This window comes from Trichococcus sp. (assembly GCF_055118575.1).
In genome coordinates, this window is sequence record NZ_JBSQPW010000030.1 from 21,754 (window position 1) to 34,414 (window position 12,661).

The 12,661-nt window shown below is 47.0% G+C and carries 11 protein-coding genes; 10 read left to right on the plus strand and 1 reads right to left on the minus strand.

Going from position 1 to position 12,661, the window contains the following annotated elements:
• Positions 1-69 precede the first annotated feature (69 nt).
• Positions 70-1,773: an NFACT RNA binding domain-containing protein gene (locus tag ACTCCX_RS09310; protein WP_463275734.1), complete on the minus strand. Its 1,704-nt coding sequence runs from the start codon at positions 1,771-1,773 to the stop codon at positions 70-72.
• A 1,384-nt stretch (positions 1,774-3,157) separates the two neighbouring features.
• On the opposite strand from ACTCCX_RS09310, the gene trpX reads away from it, so the two are divergent.
• The 10 genes from trpX (at position 3,158) to ACTCCX_RS09360 (ending at position 12,653) form a co-directional block, all read left to right on the plus strand.
• A complete protein-coding gene (gene trpX, locus ACTCCX_RS09315; protein WP_463275735.1) occupies positions 3,158-4,201 on the plus strand; it encodes a tryptophan ABC transporter substrate-binding protein in 1,044 nt (347 codons plus the stop codon).
• Between the two features lie 5 nt (positions 4,202-4,206).
• Entirely contained in the window at positions 4,207-5,103 is an 897-nt protein-coding gene (locus ACTCCX_RS09320; protein WP_463275736.1) for an ABC transporter permease, read from the plus strand.
• Positions 5,096-5,890: an ABC transporter ATP-binding protein gene (locus tag ACTCCX_RS09325; protein WP_463275737.1), complete on the plus strand. Its 795-nt coding sequence runs from the start codon at positions 5,096-5,098 to the stop codon at positions 5,888-5,890. Before ACTCCX_RS09320 ends, ACTCCX_RS09325 begins: the two co-directional genes overlap by 8 nt.
• 19 nt (positions 5,891-5,909) lie before the next feature.
• Positions 5,910-6,764 carry an LD-carboxypeptidase gene (locus ACTCCX_RS09330; RefSeq protein WP_463275738.1) on the plus strand — a complete coding sequence of 285 codons (855 nt, stop codon included), beginning with the start codon at positions 5,910-5,912 and terminating at the stop codon, positions 6,762-6,764.
• A 393-nt stretch (positions 6,765-7,157) separates the two neighbouring features.
• Positions 7,158-8,102, plus strand: a complete 945-nt coding sequence (locus ACTCCX_RS09335) for an aspartate carbamoyltransferase catalytic subunit (protein WP_463275739.1) — start codon at positions 7,158-7,160, stop codon at positions 8,100-8,102.
• Positions 8,103-8,131: 29 nt separating this feature from the next.
• Positions 8,132-9,409 carry a dihydroorotase gene (locus tag ACTCCX_RS09340; RefSeq protein ID WP_463275740.1) on the plus strand — a complete coding sequence of 426 codons (1,278 nt, stop codon included), beginning with the start codon at positions 8,132-8,134 and terminating at the stop codon, positions 9,407-9,409.
• 90 nt (positions 9,410-9,499) lie between these two features.
• On the plus strand, positions 9,500-10,153 hold the full coding sequence (locus ACTCCX_RS09345) for a YczE/YyaS/YitT family protein (RefSeq protein WP_463275741.1): 654 nt from the start codon (positions 9,500-9,502) through the stop codon (positions 10,151-10,153).
• Positions 10,154-10,271: 118 nt separating this feature from the next.
• Entirely contained in the window at positions 10,272-10,511 is a 240-nt protein-coding gene (gene nrdH, locus ACTCCX_RS09350) for a glutaredoxin-like protein NrdH (RefSeq protein ID WP_463275742.1), read from the plus strand.
• Positions 10,512-10,647: 136 nt separating this feature from the next.
• The gene (locus ACTCCX_RS09355; RefSeq protein ID WP_463275743.1) at positions 10,648-11,064 is read left to right on the plus strand and encodes an OsmC family protein; all 417 of its coding nucleotides are present in this window, start codon (positions 10,648-10,650) and stop codon (positions 11,062-11,064) included.
• A 101-nt stretch (positions 11,065-11,165) separates the two neighbouring features.
• A complete protein-coding gene (locus tag ACTCCX_RS09360; RefSeq protein ID WP_463275744.1) occupies positions 11,166-12,653 on the plus strand; it encodes a phosphate:AMP phosphotransferase in 1,488 nt (495 codons plus the stop codon).
• The last annotated feature ends 8 nt before the right edge of the window (positions 12,654-12,661 follow it).

Sequence of the window (12,661 nt, forward strand, 5' to 3'; positions counted from 1 at the left end):
CCTGCAAAAAAAATGCTCTCGGAAAAAATTCCGGGAGCATTTTTTGCGTGCATTTTTACCTCGAGTAGATCAATCCGCTTTTAAGGATTTGATCAATTCCTTGTCAGGGGTCACATAGACCGTCTTCTGGCCTTCGTAGATGACGAAGCCGGGTTTCGCTCCGTTCGGCTTCCGGATCTGTTTGACGGCCACATAATCGACTGGAACATTCGCAGAGTTCTGGAATTTGGAATAATAAGCGGCGATGTTGGCGGCTTCCAACACCGTTTCCTCGCTCGGGTTGTTTCCCTCGATAATGACATGCGAACCGGGAATATTTTTGGCGTGGAGCCAGATATCGGTCTTTTTGGCGGTTTTCAAGGTCAACTGATCGTTTTGGAGATTGTTTTTGCCGACCAGGATGCTCGTCCCGTCGGTGGATCTGAAGCGATGGGGCTTGCTGGCTTTTTTCTTCTTGTTCTTCAGCGATTGCTTGCGCTTCAGGTAACCCGATTCGCTCAACTCATCCTTAATCTCCTCCAAGTCCTGCGGATCGGATAATTGGATCTGCGTTTCGATCGTTTCAAGGTATTCGTTTTCTGCATGTGTCTGCCGGATCTGTTCATTCACGTGATTGACGGCAGTCGTCAGCTTCTGGTACTTCGAAAAGTACTTCTGCGCATTCTGTGAAGGCGTGAGAGAAGGGTTCAGAGCGATGGCGACTGGTTTTTCATCGTCGTAAAAATTGTTCAGCACGACTTCCTGTTGGCCTTTTTCGAATTGGTGCAGATAAGCGGTCAAAATCTCGCCTTTTATCCGGTAGACATCCGCCTTTTCGGTTTCCAGCAACGTCTGATCGAGTTTCTGCAGCTTCAATTGGTTTTTCTTGCGCTCGGTGCTGACGATCTGCAGCAAGTCGGAAGCGACTTGGTGGATGCGGTCGCGGGTTGCCTTCTCCGCATAATAGGCGTCCAAAAGTTGGCTTAAGGTTGCGAATGAATGCTTCTCACCGGGCAGACTCTCGTATGGGAAGGGCGTAAAGTGTTGCTTCCTTTCGCCTTCGTTCGTCAAAGTCGGCGTCACAGATTCCAGCCGTTGTTTGAAAACTTGGATGGCATCAGTCACCGAATTATTTTCGGCAGCGGCATAAGACGCGATTTCCTGTGCCGAGTCACTACCGAGACCCTGGAATGTTTGTTGCAAAGCTTTCCGTAACGGGACTTCCGGATCGAATTGCGCAACGAGGGCTTCGATTTCCTCTAGTTCAAGCGCAAACAGATCCGATCGATCCTGATGAGGGGGCAGCTGGTAAGCTACACCCGGATGCAGCGGTCTGAAGCTGTTCTGGTAGAAAGGTACGTGCTTCAGGCAATCGATGATGATTCTGGACTCTTTGTCGATCAAAAAAATGTTGCTGTGACGGCCCATCAATTCGATGATGAGCTCCAATTGCTGCTGATCGCCTAGTTCATCGAAGTTCCGGAAAGAGAAGATCACTATCCGGTCATTGCCCAATTGGCGAATATCCTCAATGATCGCTCCTTCCAGTTTCTTCCGGAGCACCATGCAGAAGTTCGGAGCCGAGTCCGGATTGGATAATGAATCTTCAATGACTTGCAGCCGCGCATACGAAGGATGCGCAGAAAGCAGCACGCGCTTATTTTTTCTGTTGGCACGCACTGTTAAAATGATTTCGTGCTGAAAGGGTTGATGGACTTTTCCGATTCTTCCGTTCTCCAATTCTCGGTTCAGTTCACTTACCATCGCACGGGTAAAAACACCATCAAAAGACATGGATGCACCTCCTATAGGCATGTCTGAATATGCCTTAACATTATAACACAAATACCCAACCCGAAAAAACCTACCTAATGCTGTGCGGGTGGGAAGTCCGTATTTGAAAACAAAATACTGTTAGTTTTCCAAGCGGACAATAAATATAGTGACATTTTAAGCCGTTTGATTATTATCTAGAATTTTATTAAACACCTATGAACATTGTGTCCGATATCTCTCGGAAAACTCGCATCGATATTGTGAATGCAGTGTAATAATACTCCAATTAAATGCTTATACATAAGTATTGTAGGCGCATTTGTCTATGTTGGGTTGACAAAGAAATTTTAAAAAATACATTCCATTAAATGACCACAGGGAATTGGTCCAGGGTGGCGAGAAGTCTGACATATGGATCTGAAATAAAAAGTAAATAAATTAATATTAAATGTTGCAATTGGAACGAGGGTGACTTATACTAGGAAAGTAATCGAAATATGTAACCGATTTCAATAACACTTACTTTTAGGTCTTCCGAAAAACAGCGTTGCCTGACGGGCCCCCCCTAACACGAGTAGCGTACATTGTGTTTTCGGCCTTCAGGAAGGGACAATGAAATTCGGTGTCATGATGTTGTGCAGAAAAAAGATAGCGATAAAGAATCAGAATCCATCGCGACAGCAAATCTTGGGGGCTTGCTGTCGTCAAACTCCTCCCGTAAGTGAGGAGAACTAGCCTTGGGGGGATGGAGTATGTAATGGATGAATCAACATACAGCTATGCAGGGTGATTTGCTCAATTGATCCTAAACCGGATTTGCAACTTATACTGCCATTATCCAATGGATATCCGTCTTGCTTTCTGCACACCGATTACACTACCACAATAGAGGCAGCCAACTTGAAAGACCCGTACAAATAACCCCCTAATTTATTGTAATGGGAACCAACAGCATGACAAAAAAGCAAAAAGCAGGAACCTACTGTTGTTTTGCTTTTTTTGTCGATTCCGAAGTTGATGGGGAGGAATATGAGAATACCTCATCTTTTTCTAATCCTACTCTTGACTTTATTTTTACCATTGGTTACTATTGAATTATCAATCATCAAAGGAGCAATCAAGCATGAAAGCATTTACTCGCGTATCAAAAATGAATTTTTTCGATTGGCAAAGCCACGTGGAGTAGGTTGTTCTTTGTGACGTATTGATTGTCCGTAGATACAGCCTCAGATGAAACATCTGAACAGTATCTATGTGGATTACTAAAGATATTTAAGCCGCCACATAGACAATATCGGTCTGTGTGGCGTTTTCTGTATTCAGCCGCCATACTTGGTTCAGATGGCGGCTTTTTTATCACCTTTTTACAAAATCAAAAGCAGAAAAATTGGAGGAATCAGAAATGAAAAAATTATTTAAAGCACGCGCAAGCATCTTGACCCTAATGGCAGCGACAGTATTGATGGCATGCGGCAATACGGATGCCAATAATTCGGACACCTCTGCGGACGGTTCTACAGCTAGCTCCACCGACAGCATCAATCCGGATTTGCCTTACATCGGCATCATGCAATTGACTACCCACCCGGCACTCGATCAGATTGGGGAAGGCATCATCGACCAATTGGAAGAAGCCGGCTATGTGGACGGCGAAACGGCAACGATCGATTTCCAGAATGCGCAAGGCGACCAGTCAAATATGCAATCGATAGCGGAACGGTTCGTTTCGAATGACGCGGATATCATGATCGGCATCGCTACTCCTGCAGCACAAGCGTTGGCGAATGCTTCGAGCGATATTCCGATCATTTTGGGAGCCATCACAGATCCGGTAGCTGCCAGTCTTGTGGAGTCAATGGAAAAACCGGGCGGCAATATCACCGGCGTCAGCGACAAGACGCCTGCCCGCGACCAATTCGTGTTGATTCAACAATTGCTTCCTGAAGCTGAAACAATCGGTATCCTTTACTCGTCGGCGGAAGACAACTCAATCAGCTCCGCAAAAGAAGCTGAGGAAATCGCAGCTTCCTTAGGCCTCAAGACAGTCACTAAAACGGTCACTTCGACGAACGATATTGCGCAAGTCGCTGAGAGCCTTGCTTCCGAAGTAGATGCCATTTACGTACCGACGGACAACACTATCGCAAGCGGCTTGGCGACATTGATCCCGGTTGCGGATGCTTACAATATTCCGGTTTTCCCAGCAGTGGATACAATGGTCGAAGAAGGTGGTTTGGCGACAATCGGGCTGAATCAATATGCTTTGGGAACCCAAACTGGTGCTGTAGCAGCTGATGTTCTTGCTGGAGCCGATCCCGCAACTTATCCTGTACAGTACGCGACCGGGATTCAGCTGGTCATCAATCAAGCGAAAGCAGACCAATTAGGTATCACGATCCCTGATGATATTGCGCAGAACGCAATCTTTGTAGGAGAAGGAGAGTAGACTGAATGAATATGATTATTTCCGCCGTCTCCCAAGGGTTGCTTTGGAGTATTCTGGCACTGGGTTTATTTGTGAGTTTCCGTATTTTGGATTTGGCCGACATGACTACCGAGGGTGCATTTCCCCTCGGTGCAGCTGTGGCTGTACAAGCCATCACACTAGGAGCCAATCCGTATATTGCCATCATTTTTGCCATCATTGCCGGTAGCTCAGCCGGACTGATCACTGGTTTTTTGATCACAAAATTGCAGATCCCAAGTCTTTTGGCAGGTATTTTGACGATGACTGGCCTCTATTCCATAAATTTGCGTGTGATGGGTAGGGCAAACATCAGTCTTTTGGGCAAGGATACGATCTTCACAGTTTTCAAAGACATGAATCTTCCTAGACATTTTGACACAATTACGTTGGGTTTATTGGTAGTCATGCTGATCATCGGCCTGTATGTCATCTTTTTCAAGACGGAATTCGGGCAAGCAGTCATCGCGACAGGTGACAACGAAGCAATGGCCCGTTCGTTGGGGATTTCCACAAATACTATGAAAATCGTCGGCTTGATGATTTCGAATGGCATCGTCGCCTTGGCGGGATCCATCATCGCACAAGACAATGGCTACGCGGACATCAGCATGGGTATCGGTACGATCGTTATCGGTCTGGCGTCTATCATCATCGGTGAAGTATTGTTCACGAATGTCTCCTTCAAAATGCGTTTGGTTTGCTTGATGTTAGGGTCAGTCCTGTACCGCCTGATCATGGTGATGGTTTTGGAAGCCGGTATGAACCCGAATGACTTTAAATTGATCTCAGCTGTACTGTTGACCTTCTTCTTGGCGTTGCCGAAAATCAAGGAAACCTACTACATGTACTCATTGCGAAAGAAGGTGAAACGAAATGACTAATCAAGAAGCGATGTTGACGATGTCACATGTCTCCAAAACGTTCTACCCTGGATCACCCAACCAGGTCAATGCACTTCAGGATGTCAATCTGACGGTCAGAAAAGGCGATTTCATAACTTTGGTCGGAGGGAATGGAGCCGGTAAATCCACTTTATTGAATGCCATTTCCGGAAACTTCCTGCCTGATACTGGCGATATCATCGTAAACGGACAAAACGTAACATTCCTTAAGGAAGATAAACGTGCGCCTTACATCAGCCGGGTCTTCCAGGATCCCAAAATGGGGACTGCCCCAAGGATGACGGTGCAGGAAAACCTATCCTTGGCGTACCGCAGAGGCCAAAAACGGACGCTGCGTTTCGGGACTTCGCATGAAGAAAAAGCATTCTTCAAAGAGGAACTGAAAAAACTGGGCTTAGGCCTGGAGAACCGGATGGGCTCTGATATCGGGCTGTTATCGGGTGGCCAGAGACAAGCCATCGCTCTGTTGATGGCAACAATGAAAAGACCGGACATCCTGCTTTTGGACGAACATACAGCAGCGTTGGATCCGAAAACGGCTAAATTGGTCCTCGAATTGACGAATCAACAAGTCATCGAAAATAACCTGACCAGCATCATGATCACCCATAACCTGCAGGACGCAATCCAATACGGCAATCGCATGCTGGTGCTGCATCACGGTCAAATCATGAAGGATTACGATGCTGAAATGAAAAAGTCCCTGACGCCTGAAAAAATATTTGCTGAACTTCAGGAACTATCCATCAAAGACATCTTGGTCTGACAGAAAGGCAGTGATTTTTATGTGGCATCCGGGAGATGCGATCGGCTTCATCAGCTGTTCGAACGGATTGACGAATAATGGTCGCGCGTTGGAATTGGTTTCGTCCCTCAGCCGGAAACTCAAGAACGACTTTGGCCTTGAGACCGTGCTGGGTGACGTCCTTTTTCTGGATGAAGAGACACAGCAAACCAAGGCCCCTGCATCCCGTGCAGGGGCCTTGATGTCCCTTTATTCGGATGCGCGCGTGAAGGCAATCTTTGATTTATCAGGCGGAGACTTAGCCAACGAAATATTGCCCTATCTTGATTTTGAAATCATCAAAAAGAACCCCAAACCTTACTACGGCTACAGCGATAATACGGTAATTGTGAATGCCATCCAGGCTAAAACCGGTATGCAGAATATCCTTTATAACCCAAAAGTGCTTGTGAGTCAGGAGGAAGTCTTTCAGGCTCGAGCTTTCAGTGATGTGTTCAAGCAGATTGATGCCGACTGGACTGAAACGTTCAGAATCGGCGAAAATTTCTCGTCTGGGCAATTTTCGGCTGTTTTTGCCGGTGGGAATCTGCGTTGCTTCCTGAAGCTGGCTGGGACCCCTTTTTGGCCCGAATTGGAAAATAAAGTGCTGGTCCTCGAATCGGCAGGAGGCAAATACGAAGCAATGTGCAGCGGGTTGGCGCAACTGGAGCAATTAGGAGCCTTCGGAAAAATCAATGGCATGCTGATTGGGCAATTTACGCAAATCGCGTTGGACGGGAAGAGGGCTGCTTTTCTGGCAGTTTGCCGGGACTACGCTGCGAGGCACGGGTTCCCGGTTTGGGAAACGGACTTCATTGGCCATGATGACCGTTCCAAACCAATCCGCATCGGCTGAGGAGACTGTGTCCTGTCCCTGATCGAGAAAAAAACAGCATCCACCAGGCCAGCATTGACAAAAGCGTCTGTGCGCGTTATTATTTTAGCAACAGAATGAATTTCCTTTAACGAGAGTCCAGAGAGACTACTAAGGAGCATATCAGGCGTACTGCGCCTTCATCATGACTTTATGCCCATTGTCTCTTTGACCATGGGCTTTTTTTCTGGAGATTTATCCTAACGCACAATTTAATAGCGAATGTGAGACTTTAAGGGGGTCCTGTGAGGCCCGCAAGGTCACTAGATGGCCGCTCTGTATCCGGGAGCGGCTGGCCTAGAACCTGAAGAACTTACAAATTCTTCGGGTTCTTTTTGCCTCCATTCACAAAAAAACTAATTGGAGGGCTTTAAAATGATGCAGACAACAAATCAGATCGCATTAAAAAACTTTGTAAGTGTCGAGGAACTCACGAATCTGGAAATCATGTCGCTGATCCTGCGTGCATCCGAATTCAAAAACGGCATCCAACCGGAAAGAGATTTGACTGCGGGCACATACGCTGCGAACTTATTCTTCGAGAACAGCACGCGCACGCACAAAAGCTTCGAGATGGCGGAACACAAATTGGGGATGCAAGTCATCAGTTTTGACACTTCGACAAGCAGCATCAGCAAAGGCGAAACCTTATACGATACAGTCCTGACCTTATCGGCGATCGGCGTGGATGTGGTCGTTATCCGTCACAGCGCAGAAGCCTATTACAAAGAATTAATCGAAAGCCCGGGAATTACCGCGTCCATCGTGAATGGCGGAGATGGTGCCGGTCAGCATCCGAGCCAGTGCCTGCTTGACTTATTGACGATCTACGAAGAGTTCCATACGTTCAGCGGAGTGAAGGTGGCCATCTGCGGCGACTTGTCGCACTCGCGCGTCGCCAAAACAAATATGCAGATGCTGCAACGTTTAGGAGCGACCATCTATTTCACGGGCCCTAAAGAGTGGTATGATCCAACTTTCGATCAATACGGTACGCACATGGAAATTGATGACATCATCGGTGAGGTCGATGTTATGATGCTGCTCCGCGTCCAAACAGAACGCCATGGCGGCAAAGCGATGCGCTATACAAAAGCAGAGTATCTCGATCAATTCGGGCTGACGGTTGCAAGGGAAGCTCGCATGAAGGAATCAGCCATCATCATGCATCCTGCACCTGTCAACCGCGATGTGGAATTGGCGGACAGCCTAGTGGAATGTGGCCGCTCGCGGATCGTGACGCAAATGAAAAATGGCGTCTTTGCCAGAATGGCCATATTGGAAGCCATCGTAAACGGAAGAAAAGAAGCAAACGTTTAATCATCACATTCAACCAGTGGAGGGATAACATGTCAGTTTGGATAATAAATGCGAAAATGTTGGGTCAAAAAGAGGAACTTATTCCTGTAGAGATATACATAAAAGACGAGAAGATCGTCGCAATCGGTCGGGATCTGCAGGGAACGGCTGAAGATGCGACTATCATCGATGCCAATGGCGGTCTGGTCACTCCCGGATTGGTAGATGTGCACGTGCATTTGCGTGAACCAGGCTTCACCTATAAGGAAACAATCGAAACCGGAACACAGGCAGCCGCTCGCGGAGGCTTCACGACGGTCTGCGCGATGCCTAACCTGAATCCTGTACCGGATACGGCAGATAAATTCGCAGCTATCCAAAAGCTGATCAAAGACACTGCAGTCATCAAAGTAAAACAGTATGCGCCAATCACGGAGAACTTGCGCAGTGATGTGCTGACCGATCAGAAGCAATTGTTGGCAGCCGGCGCTTTCGCCTTCACCAACGACGGTGTCGGTGTCCAGACTGCCGGAACGATGTATTTGGCGATGCAGGAAGCTGCCAAGAACAACGCTGCGCTTGTTGCGCATACTGAGGATGACTCCCTGTTGTTCGGAGGCGTCATGCACAAAGGCACCCGTTCCGATGAATTGGATTTGCCGGGAATCCTGAGCGTGACTGAATCGACGCAAATCGCCCGCGACGTACTTTTGGCGGAAGCGACAGGTTGCCATTACCATGTCTGCCACGTTTCCACGAAAGAAAGCGTACGCGTCATCCGCGATGCCAAACGTGCAGGTATCCATGTCACCGCTGAAGTTGCACCGCACCACCTGATTTTGGTGGATGGTTCGATCCCCTCGGATACAGCCATCTACAAAATGAACCCGCCATTGCGCGGAGCGGAAGATCGCGCTGCTCTTATCGAAGGTCTGCTGGATGGCACAATCGACTGCATCGCAACCGATCACGCACCGCATGGCGAAGAGGAAAAGCAAGGCGGCATGGTCGGCGCTCCATTCGGCATCGTCGGCATCGAGACTGCTTTCCAATTGCTGTATTCCAACTTCGTGTTGGGTGGAGTCTTCACCTTGAAACAACTGGTCGATTGGATGACCGTTAAGCCTGCAGCACTGTTCGGAATGGAATCCGGTACGCTGGATATCGGCGCGCAAGCGGATATCGCCATATTCGATCTGGAGAACGAATATGAAATCCGCAGCGAGGACTTCCTTTCGAAAGCGACAAATACACCGTTCACCGGTTGGAAAGTCAAAGGCGAAACGCTTTATACATTAGTGGATGGCAAAGTCGTCTACTCAAAATAAATACACACCCCGGAGTGAGCAGCGAATTGCAATTCGCTGCTTATTTCTATATAATGACTAGGCAGAATAATGAATGGATAGGTGAATAAATTGACGAAACACTTAAAGAACATGTTATTGGTCATCGTTGCGGTCACCATAACCGCTGTCGGTGCGAGCTTCACAGTGAAAGCCAACGTCGGCGTGGGTGCTTACGAAGCCCTTAACATGAGCATCAATCAACTTTCCGGCATCAAAATCGGAACTCTGGCAATCTTACTGAATATCACATGCGTAGTGATTCAATGGCTTTTGATGAAAAAAGATTTTTCGGTCAGACAATTGTTTCAGATTCCTGTCACATTGATTCTTGGGCAAGTGATGAATATGATGCTGTATACGGTCTTTTCCGGCTTGACGATTGATCAGTATTGGGTGAAGATCGCCATGGTCATTTTAGGGGGCATCATTGCCGCGATTGGCGTCGGATCGATGATGGCTTTGAATTACATCAGTATGCCGTTGGAGGGCGCTTGTATGGCCTTCAGTAACCGTTTTGGCTTAAACTTTGGAAAAGTTCGCCAAATGGTTGATGTATTGTTGATAGCAGCCGCTTTGCTGATCACATTCTCCACAGACACAGCCATAACCGTTCGGGAAGGCACCATCATCAGCATGTTTTTCTTCCCGCCGAGCATGAATTTCGTTTATGAGAAAATCAAAGCTTCGGCCGTCGCACAGGAACTTTCCATTGATCTGGACTGATTCATTTTGTCGAAAAACACTAGATATGGTTTGTATTCCGATAGATAATACTGTATGATGTACCCATAAGCTTTTTCCGAAAAGAATATTTATCGGATAACCATTGGAGGGAACCATCATGTCTGACAAGAATGTTACAGTATACACGAAACCGAATTGCATGCAGTGCAATTTCACAAAGAAATTTTTGGATGATAACAGCATCCGTTATGAAATCAAAGACATCCAGGAATCCGAAGCAGCCTTGGCTGAAGTCAAAGAATTGGGTTTCCAATCTTTACCGGTAGTCGTTTTTGACGGCGTCGAGCCATTTTTTGGTTTCCGACCGGATTTGCTTGAACAGTTGATCACGGCCTAGAAGTCGCCATCCGAACAGCACCAGATTTCCCTTCAGGGGATATCTGGTGCTGTTTTTTTCAGCTAAAATCGCTAAGTCATGGTAAGATAGAGACAAGAAAAAACAACAACTGCGTCAAGAAAGGGGACCAATTTCAATGACAAATTCGTTATACCACACAGAGATCATCAATGCTGAGGGCTTGAACGGAATAGCTACAGTTTCGAATGGAACTTCCTTACGTACATCCGATCCACTGAAAGATTTGCCCGGCTTCAACCCGGAACAATTATTCGGTCTCTCCTGGTCGACCTGTTTAAATGCGACAATCGAAGCACTTCTGAAGGCAAGAGGAGCAAAAGCGCGCAGCAAGGTAGAGGCACATGTCGATTTCTGCCGTGAAGAAGACGGTAAAGGCTATTATTTTGATCTCAAGGCCTTTATTTCAGTTGAGGGCATGACATTGGCGGACGCTGAGAAGCTTGCGCAATCGGCCCACAAGCGCTGTCCAGTTTCCAAGATCATCGGTGATTACAATCACATTACGCTGGAAGTAGTTCCTTACACCGAATAACGGTCTTTAAATTGGTTTATTCAAAGGACAGCTAATCCGTATCACTTTGCTTCACTATTTTTTATGCTAAAATAATGAAAAACGGAAAAGGGGCGTTGCATATGTTAAAAGATTTCGATTTTGACAAAAAAGAGACGACATTATCCGGCACTAAAAGGTCCGAACTCGGAAGTGGATTGGCTGCTTTGCAGAGAAAATTAGTTCAGAGTGATGCTTCCATGCTGATCATCGTCGATGGTTGGGAATCTTCCGGAAAAGGGCACATACTGAAGGATTTGACCAGAGAATTGGACCCGCGTTATTTTGAAGTAAGCGCGTTCGATGACGCCCTGGACGATTATGCAGAGCGTCCTTTTTTGTGGCGCTTCGCAAGGGATTTGCCCGGGAAAGGCCGGATTGCATTTTTCGATCGCAGTTTTTATTCTGAACTGATGAACGATCTGAAGATGAAGGATGAACTGCTGGAACATCATTTGGGTTATATCAGTTTTCTCGAGCGCATGCTGGTTGCCGACAATACAATCGTCCTGAAATTATTTCTGCACCATTCCGAAAAAACGATGGAAAAACGGATTGAGAAGCTGAAAGGCGATCCCTACAGAGAGTTCCTGATCACGAAAGATGATGAGAAACAACTCAAAAAATACGCTAAATATTTGCAGCACTTTGACAAAATATTGGAGATGACAAATTTCGAGGCATCTCCATGGCATGTGGTTTCTTCAGAAAACCTGAAAGACGCTTCCCGAGAAGCACTAAGCATCGCCAGCAGTACTTTGAAGAGTCATCTTGAGCAATCTGCCCAACAACCACCGGCTCCAATCCGTTCCGGCCTGAAGGAAAAACCTCTGGCTAAGATCGATCTGAAAGCTGCTATAACGGAAGAAGAGTATGAAGCGCAGCTGGAGAAACTGCAGCAAGAAGCGGGTGAATTGGTCTACGAAATGTGGCGGAAAAAGATCCCGTGTGTCCTTGTGTTTGAAGGGACGGATGCGGCAGGAAAGGGCGGAGCAATCAGTCGTCTGACCAGATTGATCGATCCGCGCAGCTATGACGTTGCCACGACTGCGGCACCCACCGAAACCGAGAGCCGCTATAACTATCTTTGGCGCTTCTATCAGACTTTTCCGGTAAAAGGGAAAATGACCATCTATGACAGAAGCTGGTACGGCCGCGTGCTGGTGGAACGGGTTGAAAACTTTACACCGGAATACCGCTGGGCCGCTGCCTACGAAGAAATCAACGAAATGGAACACAACTTGGTACATGATGGCTTGTTGATCATCAAATTCCTGATTGTGATAGACAAAGAAGAGCAAAAAAAACGCTTCAAAGACCGTGAAAATGATCCGGAGAAGAACTACAAGCTGACCGATGAAGATTGGCGGAATCATGAAAAGTTCGAGCAATACGAGGAAGCCATGAATGAGATGGTCGCCAGGACGGATACCAAAGATGCTCCGTGGATCATTGTCGAAGGCAACCAGAAAGAATATGCCCGGATCAAAGTATTGAAGGAATTCATTACCCGGGCAAGAGCCTTCATCGACAGCCATGAGGGCAAGAAGCAAAAAAATAGTCGAATGTAAGCGGGGCG

What these genes read in the sequence shown, in the direction of transcription:
- ACTCCX_RS09310 (WP_463275734.1), bottom strand. Translation starts at nt 1,773, where the DNA reads ATGTCTTTTGATGGTGTTTTTACCCGTGCGATGGTAAGTGAACTGAAC.
- trpX (WP_463275735.1), top strand. Translation starts at nt 3,158, where the DNA reads ATGAAAAAATTATTTAAAGCACGCGCAAGCATCTTGACCCTAATGGCA.
- ACTCCX_RS09320 (WP_463275736.1), top strand. Translation starts at nt 4,207, where the DNA reads ATGAATATGATTATTTCCGCCGTCTCCCAAGGGTTGCTTTGGAGTATT.
- ACTCCX_RS09325 (WP_463275737.1), top strand. Translation starts at nt 5,096, where the DNA reads ATGACTAATCAAGAAGCGATGTTGACGATGTCACATGTCTCCAAAACG.
- ACTCCX_RS09330 (WP_463275738.1), top strand. Translation starts at nt 5,910, where the DNA reads ATGTGGCATCCGGGAGATGCGATCGGCTTCATCAGCTGTTCGAACGGA.
- ACTCCX_RS09335 (WP_463275739.1), top strand. Translation starts at nt 7,158, where the DNA reads ATGATGCAGACAACAAATCAGATCGCATTAAAAAACTTTGTAAGTGTC.
- ACTCCX_RS09340 (WP_463275740.1), top strand. Translation starts at nt 8,132, where the DNA reads ATGTCAGTTTGGATAATAAATGCGAAAATGTTGGGTCAAAAAGAGGAA.
- nrdH (WP_463275742.1), top strand. Translation starts at nt 10,272, where the DNA reads ATGTCTGACAAGAATGTTACAGTATACACGAAACCGAATTGCATGCAG.
- ACTCCX_RS09355 (WP_463275743.1), top strand. Translation starts at nt 10,648, where the DNA reads ATGACAAATTCGTTATACCACACAGAGATCATCAATGCTGAGGGCTTG.
- ACTCCX_RS09360 (WP_463275744.1), top strand. Translation starts at nt 11,166, where the DNA reads ATGTTAAAAGATTTCGATTTTGACAAAAAAGAGACGACATTATCCGGC.